Annotated in this window: 17 protein-coding genes, 2 tRNA genes and 1 pseudogene; 6 read left to right on the forward strand and 14 right to left on the reverse strand. The window is 70.1% G+C overall.

All coding sequences use genetic code 11. The features are described 5' to 3' along the window. The first annotated feature begins 383 nt into the window (after positions 1 to 383). Both AB0I15_RS58425 and AB0I15_RS58430 read left to right on the forward strand, forming a co-directional pair. A complete protein-coding gene (locus AB0I15_RS58425) occupies positions 384 to 782 on the forward strand; it encodes a hypothetical protein (RefSeq protein ID WP_358117532.1) in 399 nt (132 codons plus the stop codon). Positions 783 to 865: 83 nt separating this feature from the next. Beyond that, entirely contained in the window at positions 866 to 1054 is a 189-nt protein-coding gene (locus AB0I15_RS58430) for a hypothetical protein (protein ID WP_358117535.1), read from the forward strand. Between the two features lie 6 nt (positions 1055 to 1060). On the opposite strand, the gene AB0I15_RS58435 is transcribed toward AB0I15_RS58430, so the two are convergent. The 10 genes from AB0I15_RS58435 to AB0I15_RS58480 form a co-directional block, all read right to left on the reverse strand. Then, positions 1061 to 1738 (reverse strand): response regulator, encoded by a 678-nt coding sequence (locus tag AB0I15_RS58435; RefSeq protein ID WP_358117537.1) that lies wholly within the window; start codon positions 1736 to 1738, stop codon positions 1061 to 1063. Further along, positions 1735 to 4230, reverse strand: coding sequence for an ATP-binding protein (locus tag AB0I15_RS58440; protein ID WP_358117539.1), 2496 nt, complete (start codon positions 4228 to 4230; stop codon positions 1735 to 1737). The genes AB0I15_RS58435 and AB0I15_RS58440 overlap by 4 nt, the downstream gene beginning before the upstream one ends. 9 nt (positions 4231 to 4239) lie before the next feature. Then, positions 4240 to 4707 carry a group II truncated hemoglobin gene (locus AB0I15_RS58445; protein ID WP_358117541.1) on the reverse strand — a complete coding sequence of 156 codons (468 nt, stop codon included), beginning with the start codon at positions 4705 to 4707 and terminating at the stop codon, positions 4240 to 4242. A 40-nt stretch (positions 4708 to 4747) separates the two neighbouring features. Next, the gene (locus AB0I15_RS58450) at positions 4748 to 7168 is read right to left on the reverse strand and encodes a hypothetical protein (protein WP_358117544.1); all 2421 of its coding nucleotides are present in this window, start codon (positions 7166 to 7168) and stop codon (positions 4748 to 4750) included. A gap of 123 nt (positions 7169 to 7291) precedes the next feature. Further along, positions 7292 to 7368: transfer RNA gene (locus tag AB0I15_RS58455), tRNA-Met, on the reverse strand. Positions 7369 to 7535: 167 nt separating this feature from the next. Next, positions 7536 to 7612 (reverse strand) — tRNA-Met (locus AB0I15_RS58460). Between the two features lie 54 nt (positions 7613 to 7666). Next, the gene (locus tag AB0I15_RS58465) at positions 7667 to 10624 is read right to left on the reverse strand and encodes a UPF0182 family protein (RefSeq protein WP_358117547.1); all 2958 of its coding nucleotides are present in this window, start codon (positions 10622 to 10624) and stop codon (positions 7667 to 7669) included. Between the two features lie 129 nt (positions 10625 to 10753). Then, positions 10754 to 11800 carry a PDZ domain-containing protein gene (locus AB0I15_RS58470; protein WP_358117549.1) on the reverse strand — a complete coding sequence of 349 codons (1047 nt, stop codon included), beginning with the start codon at positions 11798 to 11800 and terminating at the stop codon, positions 10754 to 10756. 10 nt (positions 11801 to 11810) lie between these two features. Further along, positions 11811 to 12236, reverse strand: coding sequence for a molybdenum cofactor biosynthesis protein MoaE (locus AB0I15_RS58475; protein ID WP_358117552.1), 426 nt, complete (start codon positions 12234 to 12236; stop codon positions 11811 to 11813). A 57-nt stretch (positions 12237 to 12293) separates the two neighbouring features. Further along, positions 12294 to 13367, reverse strand: a complete 1074-nt coding sequence (locus tag AB0I15_RS58480) for an NAD-dependent epimerase/dehydratase family protein (RefSeq protein ID WP_358117636.1) — start codon at positions 13365 to 13367, stop codon at positions 12294 to 12296. Positions 13368 to 13497: 130 nt separating this feature from the next. On the opposite strand from AB0I15_RS58480, the gene AB0I15_RS58485 reads away from it, so the two are divergent. The 3 genes from AB0I15_RS58485 to AB0I15_RS58495 are packed head-to-tail and all read left to right on the forward strand — an operon-like array spanning position 13498 to position 16284. Continuing rightward, complete coding sequence (locus AB0I15_RS58485) at positions 13498 to 14706, forward strand: zinc-dependent metalloprotease (protein ID WP_358117639.1); 1209 nt, start codon at positions 13498 to 13500, stop codon at positions 14704 to 14706. Beyond that, positions 14703 to 15263 carry an NUDIX domain-containing protein gene (locus AB0I15_RS58490; RefSeq protein ID WP_358117555.1) on the forward strand — a complete coding sequence of 187 codons (561 nt, stop codon included), beginning with the start codon at positions 14703 to 14705 and terminating at the stop codon, positions 15261 to 15263. The genes AB0I15_RS58485 and AB0I15_RS58490 overlap by 4 nt, the downstream gene beginning before the upstream one ends. A gap of 34 nt (positions 15264 to 15297) precedes the next feature. Next, positions 15298 to 16284 (forward strand): endonuclease/exonuclease/phosphatase family protein, encoded by a 987-nt coding sequence (locus AB0I15_RS58495; RefSeq protein ID WP_358117558.1) that lies wholly within the window; start codon positions 15298 to 15300, stop codon positions 16282 to 16284. A 3-nt stretch (positions 16285 to 16287) separates the two neighbouring features. On the opposite strand, the gene AB0I15_RS58500 is transcribed toward AB0I15_RS58495, so the two are convergent. From AB0I15_RS58500 to AB0I15_RS58515, 4 genes are all read right to left on the reverse strand, one after another. Beyond that, positions 16288 to 16878, reverse strand: a complete 591-nt coding sequence (locus tag AB0I15_RS58500; RefSeq protein WP_358117561.1) for a DUF2064 domain-containing protein — start codon at positions 16876 to 16878, stop codon at positions 16288 to 16290. Then, positions 16875 to 17390, reverse strand: a complete 516-nt coding sequence (locus AB0I15_RS58505; protein ID WP_358117563.1) for a M48 family metallopeptidase — start codon at positions 17388 to 17390, stop codon at positions 16875 to 16877. The genes AB0I15_RS58500 and AB0I15_RS58505 overlap by 4 nt, the downstream gene beginning before the upstream one ends. Positions 17391 to 17457: 67 nt before the next feature. Beyond that, a complete protein-coding gene (locus AB0I15_RS58510; protein WP_358117565.1) occupies positions 17458 to 18240 on the reverse strand; it encodes an enoyl-CoA hydratase/isomerase family protein in 783 nt (260 codons plus the stop codon). A gap of 531 nt (positions 18241 to 18771) precedes the next feature. Further along, the gene (locus AB0I15_RS58515) at positions 18772 to 19194 is read right to left on the reverse strand and encodes a hypothetical protein (RefSeq protein ID WP_358117645.1); all 423 of its coding nucleotides are present in this window, start codon (positions 19192 to 19194) and stop codon (positions 18772 to 18774) included. Here AB0I15_RS58515 and AB0I15_RS58520 point away from each other — a divergent pair. Next, a pseudogene (locus tag AB0I15_RS58520) lies at positions 19174 to 19386 on the forward strand (ThiF family adenylyltransferase); the annotation flags it as partial. The gene AB0I15_RS58515 and the pseudogene AB0I15_RS58520 overlap by 21 nt on opposite strands. Positions 19387 to 19728 lie beyond the last annotated feature (342 nt).

The following is a 19728-nucleotide window of genomic DNA, read 5'->3' on the forward strand; positions in this document are numbered from 1 at the left end:
AAGTCCCTGTCAAATTGACCGGCCCTGCTCGTTCTGCGGGAATTAAGCTCTGTCCCCTTTCGGAGACAACCCCTCTAACTTACCAGCCGATCCGAAGTGCTTTGCACCACAGCGGATCACCGTGAAGGTAGTGGGATTTGCCGGGCCTCTTCAGAAGTTCCAGGAACCTCTTGGCCGCCCTGCGCGAAGCAACTCTAGCAGCCCTGCGGCCTCGCTCAGGCCCACTTAGGTAATCATGAGGTCGTTCCCTCACCACCTGACCCTCAAACCTCTCCCACGAACCTCCTCACCGACACCCCCAGGCAAGCCGACCGCAAGTCATCCGCAATCGCACCTCTGTACGAAGTAGCTACGAGCAGACTGCGCTCTCGGAGGTGTCCGCCATGACCCGCTCGGAGTTCGACGACATCCGTGCCTTCCTCGCCGATGAGGCGACCCACGCTGGAGACCTGCTGAGAGTCGCCAGAACGCTGATCGACGACCTCGAGCACGCCCGGACGCGTGAGGCCGTCCTGCGTACCCACTATCTGCGTCTCCTCACGGCCGCGCGGGCGACCGTGGCGGCCGACATGGTGGGCGCGCCCGACCCCCTGGCCTTCGTCAAGGACGAGCTCGCCGAGCGTGGTCAGTTGCCGGAGGACGGTGAGGCCGTGCAGCGCATCCTGTCCGACGCCCGTACGGCGGCCGCGCTTCTCGCCTGCCTGCAGGAGTCGGCCCCGAAGCGCCCCCGGAACATGCGCCTGCGCCGCTGTGTCGGCACCGGTCGCCGGCTCCCCCGGTAGCCCGCCAGTCCGTTGCCGTCCGCTGCCAGGATGACAACTTCGGGCATACCCGCCCTTGGAGGACCGGCTGTAAGACTTCGCATATGTGGCAGCGAGGATTGAACTGGGCAGCAGTCATCCTGGTCGGGATTTTTGGCCTGATGTGGGTCGGCGTTGTCATTTACGCGGATCAGTCCTCTGCGCCGTGGATGCGCGTCGCCCAGGTCGTCTTCGGGATCGTGTTGCTGGGCTGGGCCGTGCAGAAAGCGGTCCTGATGCTCATCAAGACCTGAGGACGCTCAGGACGAGGACGGCTGGAACCGGTACCCCATACCCGGCTCGGTCAGCAGATGAACCGGGTGCGCGGGATCTCGTTCGAGCTTGCGGCGTAGCTGGGCCATGTACTGGCGCAAATAGTGCGTCTCCTTCAGGTAGGAGGCGCCCCAGACCTCCGTCAGGAGCTGGCGCTGGCTGATCAGCTTGCCGGGGTTGCGCAGCAGGATCTCCAGGAAGTGCCACTCCGTGGGCGTCAGGCGCACCCCACCCGAGATCGTCTTGTCGGCGAGGTCGATGACGTGGTCGCCGAGGCGTACCGTGACGACCTCCTCGCCGTGCTGACCCGTGCGGCGGGTCACGGCGCGCACCCGCGCGAGCAGCTCGTCGATGCTGAACGGCTTGGTCACGTAGTCGTCGGCGCCGGCGTCGAGCGCGTCCACCTTGTCGGTGCTGTCGGCGCGTCCCGACAGGACGATGATCGGGACCGAGGTCCAGCCGCGCAGGCCCGCGATGACCTCCACGCCGTCCAGGTCGGGCAGGCCGAGGTCGAGGATGACCAGGTCAGGATGCCACTCCGCAGCCTGGCGCAGCGCGCTGCCGCCGTCGGGGGCGAGCGCGACCTCGTACTGCCTGGCGGCCAGATTCACCCGTAGCGCGCGCAGGATCTGCGGCTCGTCGTCCACCACCAGTACGCGGGTCATGGGGCCCGCCGCAGCGAGATCGTCATGGTCAGTCCTCCTCCGGGCGTGTCCTCCGGCACGAGCGTGCCGCCCATCGCTTCGGTGAGACCGCGCGAGAGCGCCAGGCCGAGCCCCACGCCCGCGTGGTTGTCGCGGTCGCCGAGGCGCTGGAAGGGCAGGAACACCCTTTCATGCGCTTCTGGCGGAATGCCGGGGCCCCGGTCCGTGACGCGGATCTCCACGTATTCGCCGTGCCAGCTCGCGCTGACCAGTACGGGTTCACCGTCGGGACTGTGCCGGACCGCGTTCGCCATCAGGTTGACCAGCACCCGCTCCAGCAGCGCCGGGTCGGCCATGAACTCGGGTAGATCGGACGGGATGTCGTCGGCGAGGCGGTCGCCCAGCGGGCCGAGATCGTCGACGGCGTGCGGCAGGACGTCCTCGATCGCCATGGGTTCGAGGGTCACGCCCAGGACGCCCGCCTGCAGGCGGCTCATGTCGAGCAGGTTGGCGACGAGCCGGTCCAGCTTGATCAGCGACTCGTCGGCGGTGGCGAGCAGTTCGGCGCGGTCCTCGTCGGACCAGGTGACGTCGGTGCCGCGCAGGCTTTCGACGGCGGCCTTGGCGGAGGCCAGCGGCGTACGCAGGTCGTGGCCGACGGCGGCGAGCAGGGCCGTGCGCATCCTGTCGGCCTCGGCCAGCGGCTCGGCGCGTTCGGCCGCCTCCCGCAACCGCTGCTGCCGCAGCGCCACGGCCGCCTCCGCCGCGAACGCCTCCAGCACCCGCCGATCGCTCGCCATGAGCAGCCGCCCGCGCGCGGCGAGCACGAGCCCGTCGTCGACCATGACGTCGGCGTCGGCCGTACCGGGGCTCGTGGCCGGCACACCGCCCGAGGTGGCCACGATCCGCCAGTCGCCAGGCCCGTCGCCTCGTTCGAGCAGCGTCACCGAGGCCAGCCCGAACGTCTCGCGCATCCGCGCCAGCAACGACGGCAGCGCCGACTCGCCGCGCAGCACGTGACCGGCCAGCGTGGACAGCACCTCGGCGTCGGCCCGCGAGCGCGCCGCCTCCCTGCTGCGCCTGGCCGCCAGGTCGACGACCGTGCTGACCATGGCCGCGACCAGCATGAAGATGGCCAGTGCGAGCACGTTCTCCGGCGCGGCGATCGTCCACGCGTGCAGCGGCGGGGTGAAGAACCAGTTGAGCAGCCCGAACCCGACCACGGCCGCGGTCAGCGCCGGCCACATGCCGCCGGCCAGGGCGACGCCCACCACGAGCAGCAGGAAGAGCAGGATCTCGCTGGGCAGCGTCAGTCCCGCCGGGCGGAGGGCCGCCGTGAGCAGCGGCATCCCGAGCAGCGCCAGCCCCCAGCCGGACAACCGCCGGGTACGCGTCAGCGCCGCCTCCGCCCGCCCCCGCCCGCGCCCCTTCCTGGTCGCCTCGTGCGGGACGATGTGGACGTCGATCGACCCCGACAACGCGGCCGTCGTCACACCCACGCCGCGCGACAGGAACCGCCGCCCCCTCGACGCCCCGAGCACGAGCTGGGTGGCGTTCACGCCATGGGCGAACTCGAGCAGCGCGCGTGGCACGTCGTCGCCCACGAGCTGGTGGTAGGTCCCGCCCAGGTTCTCGACGAGCGTGCGCTGGCGTACGAGGTTGGCGGGGTCGCCGCCGGTGGCCAGGCCGTCGGCGCTGGTGATGTGCACAGCCAGCAGGTCGGCGCCCTTGCTGCGGCCGGCGATGCGCGCGGCCCGGCGTACGAGCGTGTCGCCTTCCGGCCCTCCCGTGAGCGCGACCAGCACGCGCTCGCGCGCCTCCCAGGTGCCCGCGATGGAGTGGTCCGTACGGTAACGGTCGAGTTGCTCGTCCACCTTGTCCGCTACCCAGAGCAGGGCGAGCTCCCGCAGAGCGGTCAGATTGCCGACCCTGAAGTAGTTGGCGAGCGCGGCGTCCACGCGCTCGGGCGGATAGACGTTGCCGTGGGCCATCCGCCGCCGCAGCGCCTCGGGCGACATGTCGACCAGCTCGATCTGGTCGGCCCGCCGCACCACCTCGTCCGGTACGGTCTCCCGCTGCGCCACCCCCGTGATCTGCTCGACCACGTCGTTCAGCGATTCGAGGTGCTGGACGTTGACGGTGGTGACGACGTCGATCCCGGCGTCCAGGATCTCCTCGATGTCCTGCCAGCGCTTGGCGTTGCGGGAGCCGGGGACGTTCGTGTGGGCGAGCTCGTCGATCAGGGCGACCTTGGGCGCGCGCTCGACGACCGCGTCGGCGTCGAGCTCGGTGAACGCCGCCCCTCGATACGCCAGCGTCCGCCTCGGCAGCGTCTCCAGCCCTTCGAGCAGGCGGGCGGTACGGGCCCGGCCGTGGGTCTCGACGAAACCCACGACCACGTCCCTGCCGCGCTCGGCGGCACGGCGCGCCTCGCTCAGCATGGCGTACGTCTTGCCCACCCCGGGCGCCGCACCCAGGTAGACGCGCAGCCGCCCCCTGGACCTGCCTCCCATTCCTCCAGGTTACGGCTGGTACGGCGGCGCCACCCCCCAGCCCCAGTGCGGCACCGGAGCGCTCGGCGGAGGCGTCGCGCCCGGCTGGGAGTTGTGCCTGGCCAGCCGGGTGCCCCATTCGATGTAGCCGGCGAACGCCGCCCTGAACTCGGGGTCGTCGGGCAGCCCGGCCTCGTCGGCCGCGTCCATGAGCAGGCTCACCCACCTGCGGCGTTGCGGCTCGGTGATGGCCATGCCGAGGTGGTGGCGGAGCATGTTGGAATAGCCGCCGCGCTCCTGGGTGTAACGGTCGGGGCCGCCGAAGACCTCACTGAGCCACAACGCCACGTGTTTCGGGTGGTCCGGGTCCATATGGGCGAACAGCGGGCCGATCAGCTCATCCTTGACCACACTGCGGTAGAACACCTCGGTGAGCCGCTCGAAAGCCTCGCCGCCACCGGCCCATTCGTAGAGTGTGGGCACTCCTTCTTCAGTCATGTAATCATGTAATCACTGCTGTGATGAGCTGGGCAACGGCTCAGGCCCAGCATTCCCAGGAGTCGGGGCGGTGAAAGTCGGCCATGCGGTCGATGGCGACGCCGACACCGTACTGGTGGCGGCAGGCTTCGGCGACGGACAGGGAGGCGAGGCCGTCCGCGGTCTCGCAGCGCCAGTCGTAGGCCGTGTCCCCGGTGCGGCGCGCGCCGTCGTGGCCTTGTGAGCGGCAGAAGGCGTCCATGTCCACCGGGCCGAGGAGCCTGGTGACCTTCCAGCACTCCCACGAGTCGGGGCGGTGGTAGTCGATGATGCGGTCGATGGCGTTCTCGGTGCCGTACTGGTGGCGGCAGGCGCTGGTCATCGGGATCGTGACCGAGCCGCCGGACGAGGTGCAGCGCCAGTCGTAGGCCTTGTCGCCGTCGAGTCGCGCATCGTCGTGGTTCTGGGAGCGGCAGTAGGCGGCGAAGTCGACGGGGCCGAGCAGGCGCGGGGGCTCCTCGACCGGCTCGGCGGGCTCCGGCTCCGGGGTCTGGGGTTCTGGAGTCCGCGGTTCGGGGGCTCGCGTCTGCTTTTTCGGGGTCCGGCGTTCCGTCGGCGGGGCGGTGGTCGACCGCTGGGGGGTGCTCCTGCGCGTCGGGGGCTTGGCCCGCTGCCGCGACGGGGTGGCCGAGGGGGGCGCGCTGGTGGGCGGATCGAGCGTGGTGGTCATGGGAGGGGGCGCGACGGTGCCGCCGGCCGGCGGGCCCGGGGATTCCCGGCGCGGGGACGGGGTGGGCGTAGGCGTGGGCGTGGGCGTGCGGAGAGAGGAGGTGACGGCCACCGGCCGCGGGTTCGCGACCGGGGGCGGGGACGGGCGGAGGACCACCAGGCCGACGGCCCCGGCGACGACCACCGCCGCCAAGGTGCCGATGGCCACCGGGCTCGTGACCACGGCCGACACCCCGCCGGCCGTCGCCGTGCCGGTGCCCGCGCCGGTCGCCGCGGTGCCGGTGCCCGCGCCGGCGCTCGCGCCGGTCACGGATGTCGTCGCGGCGGTCGTACCGGTGTAGTGCCCGGCGCCCATGGCGAGGCCGGCCAGCGCTCCCACCGCCGCCCCCTTGCCGAGGGCCCGTTCGAACGCCGTCTGCTCGTGCGCGAAGTACGCCTCGTCGTCCGCCGCGCCCACCGCGTGCGCCGACGTCCGTCCCAGGGCCAGGATCTCCCGGCCCGCGCCCCAGCGGAGCGTCCTGTGCAGGGCGGGCGTCACGGCGCGGGCGAGGCCGCGTACGAGGTCGTGCTCGCCCAGGGCGGCGGCCGACTCCATGAGGCGCCGCAGCGCCGGCGCGGCCCCGGCCACGTCGCCGAGCGTGGCTCGCCCGCTCACCCAGCCGAGCGTCCTGGCCGCCATCTCCGCGACCGCCACCCGCGCCCCGGCGTGCGCGGCGACCGCGTCACCGAGGCTCCCGGCCAGGGCGACCCCGCCGGAACCGGTCTCGATCAGGCGAACCCGCTCCAGCTCGGCGAGCGGCTCGCCCAGCTCCGCGTGCTCGGTGAGGGCGGCCAGCACGGCGACGGGCACCGGCACCCCTCGTAACAGGCGCAGCGCCGCCAGCACCGTACGTTCCGGGTCTCCGAGGCTTGTGGCGACGGCGGGCGCGAGCCGTTCCGGGTCGGCCGCCGCCGCCAGCCCGAACGCGGCGGCCTGGACGAGCGCGAGCGGATGCCCGTGTACGGCCTCCCAGAGCCCCCGCGCGGCGGCCTGCTCATCGACGTCCAGGGGACGTCCCAGTTCCCGGGCGATGAGCTCGGCGGCCGCCTCGTACGCCAGCCCCGGCAACGCCACGAACCGCCCCAGCCCGTGGTTCGACCGTTCGACCGAGGCGACGAGCACGTCGCAGGCCGGCAGCGCGTCGAGCAGTGTGCCGAGGTCGTCGGCGGTCCCCTCGAAGTCGTCCACGACGACCAGCGCCCGGATCGAGCCCATCAGCCACCGGAACTGGCGCGGCTCGGGCCGGTAGCCCGAAACGTCGTAGCCGGCCTCGAACAGCTCCTGCAGGACGTCCTCCGCGCTCAGCCCCGCAGCGGACACCCACAGCACATCCTCCCCGTCGCGCCGCCGATCGTCGGCGATCCGGCGCAGCACGGTGGTCTTGCCGGCCCCAGGCGGCCCGGCGACCTGCACGGCCACCCCGTCGGCGAGCCGGGCCCCGATCTCGGCCAGCTCCGCCTCCCGCCCGACCGGCGCCTGCCCGCTCCGCCCGGCCCAGCCGATGGCGGGCCGCCGCCTGCGCCGCAGCGTGGGCGGGCCCTCCTCCCGCACGGCGACGGAGGAGCCCTCGGCGGCGTGCACGACCACGTTGTGGTCGCCGACCACCACCTGGCCGCTCACGCTCCCTCCGACCCGCGCGGAATACGCGGTGCCGTAGGTCTGGACCTCGCTGTTGTCGCGCGCGTCATCGCCCGCCGTACGTGATGGCGGCATCAGGATCTCCCCCCCTGCTGCCCAGCCCCCGACGCAAACACCATCGTGAACCCGTGCTCCGGGTCACGCAACAACGAAGAAGTCCCTGGCCGCCGGATGAACCGGTGACCAGGGACTTCTTTTTGGTAGCGGGGACAGGATTTGAACCTGCGACCTCTGGGTTATGAGCCCAGCGAGCTACCGAACTGCTCCACCCCGCGTCGGTGTGTTAATAAGAACTCTACAGGACCCGGAGGAGTCCTCCGACCACAGACACCTCCGGACGCCCCGGCATTCGGAATTGCCCGCCGTATTGCGCCGCCGAATATACGGGCGGCCAATACGAAAAGGCCCGGCATCCGTTTCCGGATTCCGGGCCTCTCGTGAGTGGTAGCGGGGGCAGGATTTGAACCTGCGACCTCTGGGTTATGAGCCCAGCGAGCTACCGAACTGCTCCACCCCGCGTCGTCGTGCTCTGTAAGGCTACCGGCGGCGCAGGGTGGGCGCAAATCGAATGCGCTAGGAGGTGCCTCCCGCTTGTGATCCCGTCGGTGACGGGGACACCGTTGGCGAGGCGCTCGGTGACGCCGACGGCGACCCCGAGGGCGAGGGTGAGGCGGACGGTGACGCCGACGGGCTGGCCGTGGGCGTCGTCTGCACGTTCGCCCCCTCCAGCGCCTTCAGGGCCTCCTCCAGCCGCTTCTGGGCGTCGCCGTAGGCGTCCCAGTCGGGCGGGCTGGCCTGCAGGGCCTTCTGCGCGTCCGAGTAGGCCTTCTTGGCGTTGCCGATCGCCGTGTTGAGAGCGCTGTTGGACTGGCTGGGTTGTTGGGCCTGTTCGTCGGTGGGCTGCTGTTGTTGCTGCTGCTCACCGCCGAAGACCTCCTGCAGCGCCTCCTGCAGTGTGCGCGCCACGCCGATCTTGGTGCCGAACGACACCAGCACGCGCTGCAGGATCGGGTACGGCTCCTGGCCTCCGCCCGCGGCCACCTGGATGTACACCGGTTCGATGTAGACCAGGCCACCCGCGTACGGGAGCGTCAGCAGGTTTCCGTACCGGACGGACGAGGCGCCGACGCCGAGCAGGTTGAGCTCACCGGCGAAGCGGCTCTGGAAGGCGTTCTGCGCCTGGCCGGGGCCTGGGATGGGGGTGCTGGACGGCATGCGCAGGATGCGCATCCGGCCGTAGTCACCGCCGGCCGACGAGTCGACCGCCATGAACGCCGCCAGGTTGGGCCCCTGCCGTGGCACGAACGTCGTCGTCAGTGAGAACGTCGGCGTGCCGCCCGGCATCGTGGTGGTCAGGTAGTAGGGCGGCTGCTTGATGTTCTTGTCGCCCTGGGTCGGGTCGCCGGGGACGTTCCAGAAGTCCTGGCCGCTGTAGAAGGCGGACGGGTCGGTGATGTGGTAGCGCGACAGGGTGTAGCGCTGCACCTTGAACAGGTCTTCCGGGTAGCGCACGTGCTGGCGCAGCTCGGCGCTCATCTCCGCGGCCGGGCGGATCGTGCCGGGGAAGGCGTTGCTCCAGGTCTTGAGCACCGGGTCGTTGTTGTCCCAGGCGTAGAGCGTGACCGTGCCGTCGTAGGCGTCGACCGTGGCCTTGACCGAGTTGCGCATGTAGTTGATCTTGTCGCTCGGCTGCTGGGCGATCACGCGACGGTCGGTGGACGTGTCGCGCGTCATGTCGCCGAGACTCTCGCTCTGCGAGTACGGGTAGTCGTTGGACGTGGTGTAACCGTCGACGATCCACTGGATGCGCCCGTCGATGATCGCCGGGTAGGGGTTGCCGTCGAGCGTCAGGAACGGCGCGACCTTCTGGACCCTGTCACGCGGGTTGCGGACGTAGAGGATCTTGGAGTTGTCGTTGACGTCGCCGGAGAGCACGATGTTCGCCTCGCCGTACTTGGCGGCGTAGACGAGCCGGTTGAGGAACGAGCCGACGGGCACGCCGCCCTTGCCGGTGTAGGTCGTGTTCTCCTGGCCCGTGCCGCCCGTCTTCGGGTAGTCGAGTTCCTGCGGCCGGCTCGGGTTGCCGCCGGCGATGACGTATTCGGTCGCGCCTTCGTTCTCGCCGTAGTAGACGCGCGGTTCCTTGAGCTGGGTGCTGGTCACCAGCGGGCCGGTGACCGGCATGTCCTTGGCGTCGTAGGCGGGCAGGCCGCTGGAGTCGACCTGGTTGCCGGGCGCCGCGACGAAGCCGTAGCCGTGGGTGTAGACCAGGGCCCGGTTGATCCAGTTGTTCTGGCTCTGCTCCGGGCCGGCGATCTCACGGATGCCGACGATGTGGTCGATCAGCTTGCCGCTGCTGTCGGGGTAGCGGTCGACGTCGAGCGGGTCGGCGAAGCTGTAGAAGCCCCTGATGCGCTGCGTCTGCTCGTAGGTGGAGGAGACCAGCGCCGGGTCGAGCAGGCGCACGCCGGAGACCGAGGTGTCGCCGTTGGTCTCGACCTTGGTCGGGTCGGCCTGCGCGTTGTAGGTCTCGACCTCGGTCTTGTCGACGTTGAACGCCTCGCGTGTGGCCTCGATGTTGCGCTGGATGTAGGCCGACTCCTTGCCCTGCTGGTTGGGCTTGACCTGGAACTGCTCGACCAGCGCCGGGTAGACGCCGCCGATCAGGATGGCCGAGAGCACGAGCAGGCCGAAGGAGACCCCGGGCAGCATGCCACCGGGGCGCACCACGCCGGCGAAGAAGAGCGCGGCGCAGATCAGCGCGATGATCGCGAGGATGGTCTTGGCCGGCAGCACGGCGTTGACGTCGGTGTAGGACGCGCCGTGCACGAAGCCGCGGTCGGAGAAGACCAGGCCGAAGCGGTCGATCCAGTAGGCGATGGCCTTGAGCAGGACGAAGACGCCCAGCAGCACCGACAGGTGCACCCGGGCCGCACGCGAGGCGTGCACGCCGGGCGACTGCAGGCGGAACCCGCCGTAGAGGTAGTGCGTGATCGCCGCCAGCGCGATCGAGATGATCACGGCGGTGAACAGGAAGTTCAGCACCATCCGGATGAACGGGTAGTCGAACATGAAGAACGAGATGTCCATCCCGAACAACTTGTCCTGCTGGCCGAACGTCGCACCGTTGATGTACTTCAGCCACGTCTCCCACTGCCCCGCGAACGAGGAACCGGAGAAGAGGGCGAGAAGTCCCATTCCGACGATGAAGATCAGCTTGCGATGGGGGTCGAGCGCCATGCGGTAGCGGTCGGCGCCGCTGCCCCCGCCGAAGATCGCCGGGCCGAACATCGGCCGGGTCCGGAAGGCCAGCAGCATGTTGCCGCCGGCGATGCCCACCATCAGCGCGGCTCCGACCAGGAACAGCACGATCTGGGTCAGCAGCACTCCGCTGAAGACCGACGTGAAGCCGGTCGAGTCAAACCACAAATAGTCGGTATAAATCCCCGAAAAAAGGAAAAACAGGGCCACGATCGCCACGAGAGCGATCGCTACAGGCAGAAGCAGTCGCGGTCGGCGGGGCAAGCGCATCGCCCTGCCGGCTCCTGGGGTCCGGAAGCTCAAGGCCAACCCCTCGTCGTAATGAAGAAACGGTCCGTGTCTGGCAACCTACACCGCAGTGCCAGCCGTACGGCTAACGCACGGCGTTCGCCAGAAGTTTCATCCGGCCTCGCACGCGGGCACGTTTCCCTTACCCGTGCGCAGCGCGTCGACCGCCAGAACGGCGTCGTGCATCGTGTCGGCCCTGACGAGCCGGAGCCCGTCGGGCACGGCTTTCATGGCCTCGGCGCAGTTGTCGGCGGGGGTGAGGAAGATCGTGGCGCCCGACTTCTTGGCGCCGACCATCTTCTGCGCGATCCCGCCGATGGGGCCGACCTTCCCGGTCGGCTCGATGGTGCCGGTGCCGGCGATCTGCTTGCCGCCGGTCAGCGGGCCCGGGGTGAGCTTGTCGAGTATGCCGAGCGAGAACATCAGCCCGGCGCTGGGCCCGCCCACGTCGCCCACGTTGATGTCGACGTCGAACGGGAACTTGTACTTCGCCTGCATCAGCACGCCCACCAGGGGCTGGCCCTTGGGTCCCGCCACCGTCTGCAGGGTGACGTCGACCTTCTCCTTGCCCCGGGTGACGGTGAAACGCACGCTGTCGCCTGGTTTGTGGGCCTTGACCGCGTCGCTCACGACGTTGACGTCGGTGGCGGGCTTGCCGTCGACGGAGTTGATCTCGTCGTCCTTGCGCAGCTTGCCGTCGGCGGGCTTGCCCTTCTCCGTGGACACCACGCCGACGACCATGCTGTAGGGGATCTTGAGCTCGGTGAGCGCGGCGGCGGTGGCGGAGTCTTGGGAGTTGGTCATCTCGACCGTGTTCTCCTCCTCGACCTCCTTGGGGTCGCGGTTGGGAGCGAAGATCGTCTCCTGCGGGACCACCGCCACGGTCGGGTCGAGCCAGCCGCGCAGGGCCGTCAACAGGTCGATCTTGGCGGCGGGGCCGCCCTGGTAGGCGACCGTGACCAGGCTCAGCGCGCCGCTGGTCGGGTAGGTCTCCCTGCCCTTGATCGAGATCACCGGCTTCTTGTCGACCTCGCCGATGGTGTTCTCCGTCGGGCCCGGGCTCAGCACGACGTACGGGACCGGCTGGAACGCGCCCAGCACACCCAGCGCGAGCACGAGAAATCCCGCGAGCAGCAGCGTCAGGGCGCGTCTTGACATGTCGATGAGCCTATTCGCCGGCGCCGACCCACTCGGTCTCGCCATCGGCGAACACCTGGTGCTTCCAGATGGGGACCTCCGCCTTGAGGTCGTCGATCAGGCGGCGCGCGGCCTTGAACGCCTCGTCCCTGTGGGGCGCCGCCACCGCGACGACGACGGCCGCGTCGCCCAGCTCCAGATCGCCCACCCGGTGGACGGCGGCCAGCGCGGTCACCGGGAAGTCGGCGGCCACCTTCTCCGCCACCCGCCGCAGCTCGGCCTCCGCCGAAGGGTGCGCCGAGTAGGAGAGCCTGGTCACCGCCTTGCCGTGGTCCTGCTCACGCACGGTGCCCACGAAGAACGTGGTCCCGCCCGCGGCGTGGTCGCCCACGGCGGCCAGCACCTCGTCAACGGACAACGCGGTATCGCGAATGCCGAGCAAACGGATGACGTCCACGGAAAGAGCCTAACCTTTGGCAGCGGCGCTTATTACGCACCTTGCGAACGGCCGTCTTCACGAACGGCGCTTCTTGCGCACCTGGCGGACGATCGCCGCCGTGCCGATGACGGCCACCGTGGCGCCGGCGGCGGTGAGGGTGGCCTCCTTGACGGGCAGGCGCCTGCCGACCACGGTCGTCCTGTTCTCGCGCAGCTCGAGCAACTGCTCGAACGCGGCCTCGTTCGTCCACGACGGCTTCCAGCCGGCCTCGCGCAGCGTCAGGCAGTCGACGACCCAGGGGTAGACGACGTAGTGCAGGTCGGTCGCGGGAGCCGGGGTGATGCCGAGCCGGTGCAGCCGCTGGGCGGTGCCGAACGTGAGCCCGGCCGGCAGCTCGAGGCTGCGGATGCCGGACAGCTCCTCGACCTGGTCCTGCCCCAGCCAGCCGTCGGAGCCGACCGCGACCACGCCGGTGACGACGCCGCGCGCCGCCAGGTCCAGCACCGAGACCAGGTCGTCGATGTGGCAGAACTGCCAGTGCGGGTTGCAGCCCTTGACCGTCAGGAGCCTGGGCGACTCGAAGTGGCGGGTGATCACCGTGTCGACGCCGGGGCCGACGACCGCGGCCGGGCGCAGCACGGTGACCTCGAGGCCGGGGTGGCTGCGCAGCGAGCGGCGGACGAGGGACTCGATCTCCAGGAAGTCGCCCACCACGCCTGTGTCGGGCTCGGCCGCCACGGGGGCGTCCTCAGGCAGCGGCACGTCGTTGTCGGGCGCGGCGCCGTACACCATCGCGCTCGTGACCAGCACGACCCGGCGCACGCGGGCCGCGGCGCAGGCGGTCAGCACCGTCTGGGCGGCACGCAGGTTGTACGCCCGCCGCTCCCCCGGGTCGGAGTCGACGGCGTAGTCACCGGCCAGATGGACCAGGACGTCGATGTCCGAGATCCGGTTCGCCAAGAGCGGATCTCGTACGTCGATCACTCTCCACGTGGCTTCCTGGACGTCGCCGCGTTCATCGTCGATGGCCACCACTCTGCGGAAATCCGCGGAGGATACGAGCCTTGCGAGCAGCTCACGGCCTAGGCCGGAGGCCGCGCCCGTTACGGCGACGACGGGTTGGCGCGGGCGTTTCGAGGTAGGCACCAGGTCCTCACTTTGCACTGATCCGCCGTAGGACGACTAACGTGGCGGATGTGGACTCCTCCATCCTGCACGAGGTAGAGCGGTGACTGACCTGCCAGGTCGCGAAAACGACCCCAACGAGAACCCGTTCGCCATGTTCGGCAACCCTGAGCAAATGGCTCAGGCGATGCGCCAGTTCGCCGACATGCTGTCGGCGCCCCAGGGTTCAGGCCCTGTCAACTGGGACATGGCCAAGAACATCGCCCGGCACGCCGTGGTCGCCGAGGGCGACCCGAGTGTCATGGAAGGCGAGCGCCGCCAGATCATCGAGGCGCTCAGCCTGGCCGACCTGTGGCTGAACGAGGCGACGACGCTGCCGAGCGGCGTGTCCAACCCGCAGGCCTGGAGCCGGTCTGAGTGGATCGAGAACACGATCCCGATCTGGCGCAAGCTGTGCGAGCCGATCGCCGAGCGCATGGTCGACACCATGGGCGGCGCGCTCGGCGGCAGCGGGCTGCCGCCCGAGGCCCAGCAGATGGCCGGGCCGCTCATGGGCATGCTCAAGCAGATGGGCGGCATGATGGTCGGCCAGCAGATCGGGCAGGCGCTCGGCTCGCTGGCGCGTGAGGTCATCGGCACCACCGACATCGGGCTGCCCCTTTCCGACACGGCCGCGCTGCTGCCCGGCGGGATCTCCTCGTTCAGCGAGGGCCTGGAGATCCCGGCCGACGAGATCAGGATCTACCTGGCGCTGCGCGAGGCCGCGCACCACCGGCTGTTCCAGCACGTGCCGTGGCTGCGTTCGCACCTGCTGGGGGCGGTCGAGGAATACGCCAAGGGCATCACGGTCGACACCTCGGCGCTCGAGGAGCAGATCCGCGGGCTCGACATCAACAACCCCGAGGCCATCCAGGAGGCGCTGAGCGGGGGCAACCTGCTCAAGCCCGAGGAGACCGAGCGGCAGAAGGCCGCGCTGGCGCGGCTGGAGACGATGCTCGCGCTGGTCGAGGGGTGGGTGGCCACCGTGGTCGACAAGGCCGCGGAGGGCAAGCTGCCCTCGGCCGTGGCGCTGGCGGAGACCGTACGCAGGCGGCGTGCGACCGGCGGGCCCGCCGAGCTCACGTTCGGCACGCTGGTCGGGCTGGAGCTGCGGCCCAGGCGGCTGCGCGAGGCCGCGGCGCTGTGGCGGGCTCTGGAGACCGGGCGCGGCCTCGAGGGGCGCGACGCGCTGTGGGGCCACCCCGACCTCATGCCGACGGCCGACGATCTCGACGACCCCGAGGCGTTCGTACGCGGTGAGGCCGCCTGGGACATCTCCCAGCTCGAGGCCAAGCCGGACGACGACGAGGGCGACAAGAGTTGAGCCTGCACCACGACGCGGTGGCGGTGCTGTCCGGCTGGACCGCCCCCACCCCCGAGGAGGAGGCGCTGCGCGTGGAGTTCCTCGGGCACCTGCGGGCCCATGACGACGCGATGACGCGGGAGTGCGTGCCCGGGCATCTGACGGCGACGACGGCGGTGCTGTCGCACGACGGGACCCAGGTGCTGCTCACGTTGCATCCGAAGGCCGGCAAGTGGCTGCCCATGGGCGGCCACTGTGAGATCTCCGACACGTCGCTCGCCGCGGTGGCGCTGCGGGAGGCGTGGGAGGAGTCGGGGATCTCCGGCCTGAGGCTGCTTCCCGGTCCGCTCGCGGTCGACAGGCACGAGGTGTGGTGCCATCCGCCGCGAAGCTGGCATCTCGACGTCGAATACGCGGCCGTCGCGCCCGCCGGCGCCGAGGCCGTGATGAGCGAGGAGTCGCTGGACCTGCGCTGGTTCCCCGTCGACCAGATCCCGGAGCTCTCCGACGAGGCGACGCGGCGCCTGGCCAAACGTGGACAGGCCGCCCTTGACTCAGGTTCACGCGTGCTCGGCTAGAGTCCTTTGCGTCGTTCCAAAAGGGAGGGCCTGCGTGGAGACTTCTGCCGTCGGCGGCACGATCGTGACACCGCGACGCAAGCGCAGGAAGTTTCCCGGGACGGCGTTGACCTGGCTGGCGGTGACACCGTTCGCCGCCTGGGCGGTGGCCAGGGTGGCCGGGCTCGAGCGCGGCTCGCTGCCCACGCAGATCATGACCGCGACCCCCTACGCCGCGGCGGGCTCGCTGGTCCCCCTCCTGATCGCCGCGGTCGGCCGCAAGCGCGCCGCGACCGCGGTCGCGCTGCTGGCCACGACCGCGCTCGGCTTCAGCGTCCTGCCCAGGGCGCTGGGCACGGCGGAGGCCACGGCCGGCCGGCCGTTCAAGGTCATGACGATCAACATGCTGTTCGGCAGGGCCGACACGGCGACCATCATGCGGCTCGTACGCGAGTTCGACCCCGACGTGCTGAGCACCCAGGAGCTGACCCCGGGCGCGGTCACCGATCTCGACGCGGCCGGGCTCAAAGAGCTGATGCCCCACCGGGTGCTCTACGACGAGTGGAGCGCCGGCGGGAGCGGCCTCTACTCCAAGCATCCGGCGCAGGAGCTGGAGAACCTGATGCCGCCCATCGGGCACCAGATGCCCGCGGCCAGGATCTCGCTGCCCGGCGGGAAGACGATCGAGTTCATCGACGCGCATCCGTTCCCGCCGCTGGGACCGCAGGTCAGCGAGTGGAACAGGGCCCTGGCGGCCTTCCCCGCCACCTCTCCCGACGTGATCCGCATCATCGCGGGCGACTTCAACGCCTCGCTCGACCACGCGGCCATGCGCGGGCTGCTGTCGCGCGGCTACAAGGACGCGGCCGACCAGGTGGGGGCCGGCCTGATCCCGACGTGGCCAGCGAACAAGCGGGTGCCGCCGATCATCACCATCGACCACGTGCTGGTGGACGAGCGGATCGGGGTGCGGGAGGTCAGCGTGCGCGACGTGCCGGGCACCGATCACCGCGCAGTGCTGGCACAGCTCACCATCCCCTGACCGTTACCAGGGCTCCGGCGTTACCAGAGCCCTCGTGTTGTCCCAGCCTTCGAGGCCGGGGTCGAGGCGTTCGACGTCTTCGGGGGTGCGCAGGCGGTGCCAGCCCGGCGTGGTCGCGACCTTGCGAGGGCCGGGGGCCTGGGCGCGGAGCGCGGCGGCCACGTCGGCGGCGTCCAGGTCGGGGGCCGCCCATTCCGGCGCGGGCAGCGCGCAGGCCATGGCGACGGCGCCGCCGTTCTCCGCGGGACAGATCGTGATCTCGGCCCTGCCCAACTCCCTGAACAACTTGCCGACCAGCAGGGGCGGCAGGTCGGGGGCGTCGGCGTTGATGACGGCGACCTGGTCTCCGCGCAGCCGGCCGAGGATGTGCTTCAGGGACTCGCCGTCGTCGATGTCGATCACTTCGGTGCCCGGCCAGACGATGTCGTCGAGGCCGGGGACGCTGGTGATCAGGACCGGGGTGACGAGTTCGAGCCCGGCGACCATCTCGTAGGTGTCCTCGGCCACCGCCTCGAGGAACTTTCCGGGGTCGACGCCGGGGGGCGCCGCTTGTGCCATGTGCTGTCGTACGAGGACCGCGGCGATGCGCGTCAACACTCCTCCGGTGCCGTGTGGGCCGCGGCGGAGAAGCCTTCGAGGAACCCGCGTGCCCGCTCCGCCTTGGGATACTGTTCTACCAGCGCCCAGAACGCGGCCCCATGGCTGGGCACCAGCAGGTGCACGAGCTCGTGGATGATCACGTAGTTGATGACCCACTCGGGCAGGCCCTTGAGCCGGGTCGAGATCCTGATCGTGCCGTTCTCCGGGGTGCACGAGCCCCAGCGGTGGTGCTGGTTGTCGACCCAGCGCACGCTCACGGGGTCGGGCTTGCCGTCGAGATATTTCACCGACAGCTCCTTGGCTCGCTCCAGCAGAGCCTCGTCGGTCGGCCTTCGCCGGCGTTCCTTGGCGGCCAGCCGATCGAGCATCCGGCTCACCCATTCATCCGCGTCTTCGCCGCTCAGCCAGGCCGGCAGGAGCACGATCGTCTTGTCGCCGTCGCGATAGGCGGAAACCGTACGCCGGCGACGAGAACTTCGACGGACCTCGACTGTCTCGGGGGGCACATATGCACGGTAGCCGAGACTGGCGAAATTCCACAGAGGGTGGACGTTGTTTCTGCTGGTCAGATGATTAAGAGCCGGTGAATTTGGGCATGCGCCTTTCCCGATGCGCGGCCAGGCCCTCGATCATGTCGGCGGACGCCATGGTCACCGGCTGAGCCAAGGATTCCCACCTCAGCGCGGTTTCCAGGTCTTGGTGATCTTGATTTAGGGCGACTTTGGTGAGCCTTGTGGCAATGGGTGCGTTCTGGGCGATCTTCATGGCGATGGCCCGCACTTCCGACATTAGGTCATTTTTCGGGAAAGATTCGTTTACCAGCCCTTTAGCTGCTGCTTCCCCACCGGACAACGTGCGGCCCGTCAGCAGCATCTCCCGCGCCAGCCCCGGACCTCCGCGCCTCGGCAGCAGGTACGTGGCCGCCATCCCCGGGTGCAGGCCCAGGCTGGTGAAGGGGGCGAGGAGCTTGGCGTCGTCGGCGGCGTACACGAGGTCGCAGGCCAGCGCCACGCACAGCCCCGCGCCGACGGCCGGGCCGTTGACGGCGGCGATGGTGGGGATCTCGAGCTCGGTGATCGTCAGCCAGGTGCGGTAGAAGGCGAGCATCCGGTCACGCAGGTGCGGCACGGTCTCCGTACCCCGTTCGCCCAGCCAGGAGAGGTCACCGCCGGAGGAGAAGGCCGTACCGGCTCCGGTGACGACGAGACAGCGGGCGGTCCTCTCCTTGGCCAGGTCGGACATGGTCTGGTGCCATTGGGCGGTCATGGCGTCGGTCATGGCGTTGCGGATGTCGGGGCGGTTGAGGGTGACGAGTACGACGCCGTCATCTGTGCGATCGACCAAGAGCTCGCTCATGCGGGGAAGCGTAACGCGCCCGGCCATCGGGGTGATCCGAACGCCCTCGAACGCACCGCAACACCACCAGCACCCATAAGCCTCTCCACCCACCCTCTCCCGCCACCCGTCATCCATCACCCACCGCCCGTTACCCGCGCCCGTTGCCCATGCCCCGCATCGCCTGTTGCCTTGTTGCCTCGAAGCCCTGTTGCCCGGCGACACCCGCGCCCGAGGCCCCGGAGCCCGGCGGTTCCCGGCGTTGCCCATGCCCCGCATCGCCTGTTGCCCATGGCCTGCTGCCTGCTGCCGGGGCGCCCGCCCCCTCGGTCGCCCCGGTCGCCCGGCAGTACCCGGCGTCGCCCATCGCCCGGCAACATCCGGATTCCTCGGCGCGGCTGATGATCCTGCTGCTCCGCTGACCGGCTTGACCGTGCGCCCGATGCGATCACTCGAGCTTCGCCTTTGTCGGCTCTGACCCACTTGGTCTCGGTCTAACGATCAGCGCCCTGTCCACAGGCGATCCCTGATGAGCATAGTTATCCACAGCCCTCACCGAACCCGCTCGGGATCTTGCTCAAGCGTGGAAACCTTCCCGCCATGAGGCCACGTCTGAAGCCCGCCCTCCGCCGCATCCTCCGCAACGAGCAGACCCTCCAATACGGCGTGCACCCCCTTCGAGCGGTCATGCTGAGCGGCCTGACTCCACCCGTCCGGGAATGGGTCGAGAGCCTCGACGGCACCCGGGAGCTCGACTGCGTCCTGCGCGAAGCCGCACTCGCGGGTCTCGACGAAGTCCGCGCCAGATCCCTGCTCAACCAACTGGCCGTCCAAGGCGCCCTCCACGACGCCGGCACCGACCCCGGCCCCCTTCGCGATCTCCCTCTGGCCGAGAGAGACCGCCTCAAACCCGACCTGGACGCCCTCGACCTCGCCTCCACCGCCCCAGACGGCGTGATCGCCCGCTTCGCCCACCGCAGGAGCAGCCGGATCCGGGTCTACGGGGCCGGCCGCGTCGGAGCCCAGATCGTCGCACTGCTGGCCGCCAGCGGAGTCGGCAACATCCGGGTGATCGACCCCGGCACCGCCCGGCCCAGCGACATCACGCCCGGCGGCCTGACCTGGGCGGAAGTGGGCATGCCACGCGAGGTCGGAGCCGTGGCGGTCGCCAGGAGACTGACCTCAGGCGGCGCAGACCTCAGCAGCCCCCAAGCCCTCGGCGACGCCTACGGACCAACCGAGCCCCCAAGGCCCAACCAGGCCATCAAGGGCTCACGCCAAGGGTCTGCCACAGACAGCGACCCTGCCACAACCGGTGCCGATCCAGTCGGCAGAAGCGCGACCAGCACCAACCGGGCCGACGCGACCAGCAAGAGCACTACCAGCACCGGCCGGGTCAACGCGCTCGGCACAGGGTCCGCCACCACAGGACGGCCCGATTCAGTCAGCAGGGGCACTGGCACCACAGGCCAGACCAACGCTGCCAGCAGGAGCGCTGCCAGCACCGGC

Source organism: Nonomuraea sp. NPDC050643, assembly GCF_040654715.1.
Lineage (GTDB): Bacteria > Actinomycetota > Actinomycetes > Streptosporangiales > Streptosporangiaceae > Nonomuraea.

Bases quoted from the DNA above. Each gene is read 5' to 3' on its own strand.
- AB0I15_RS58425 (WP_358117532.1), top strand. From the start codon at position 384: ATGACCCGCTCGGAGTTCGACGACATCCGTGCCTTCCTCGCCGATGAG.
- AB0I15_RS58430 (WP_358117535.1), top strand. From the start codon at position 866: ATGTGGCAGCGAGGATTGAACTGGGCAGCAGTCATCCTGGTCGGGATT.
- AB0I15_RS58435 (WP_358117537.1), bottom strand. From the start codon at position 1,738: ATGACCCGCGTACTGGTGGTGGACGACGAGCCGCAGATCCTGCGCGCG.
- AB0I15_RS58440 (WP_358117539.1), bottom strand. From the start codon at position 4,230: ATGGGAGGCAGGTCCAGGGGGCGGCTGCGCGTCTACCTGGGTGCGGCG.
- AB0I15_RS58445 (WP_358117541.1), bottom strand. From the start codon at position 4,707: ATGACTGAAGAAGGAGTGCCCACACTCTACGAATGGGCCGGTGGCGGC.
- AB0I15_RS58450 (WP_358117544.1), bottom strand. From the start codon at position 7,168: ATGCCGCCATCACGTACGGCGGGCGATGACGCGCGCGACAACAGCGAG.
- AB0I15_RS58465 (WP_358117547.1), bottom strand. From the start codon at position 10,624: ATGCGCTTGCCCCGCCGACCGCGACTGCTTCTGCCTGTAGCGATCGCT.
- AB0I15_RS58470 (WP_358117549.1), bottom strand. From the start codon at position 11,800: ATGTCAAGACGCGCCCTGACGCTGCTGCTCGCGGGATTTCTCGTGCTC.
- AB0I15_RS58485 (WP_358117639.1), top strand. From the start codon at position 13,498: ATGTTCGGCAACCCTGAGCAAATGGCTCAGGCGATGCGCCAGTTCGCC.
- AB0I15_RS58510 (WP_358117565.1), bottom strand. From the start codon at position 18,240: ATGAGCGAGCTCTTGGTCGATCGCACAGATGACGGCGTCGTACTCGTC.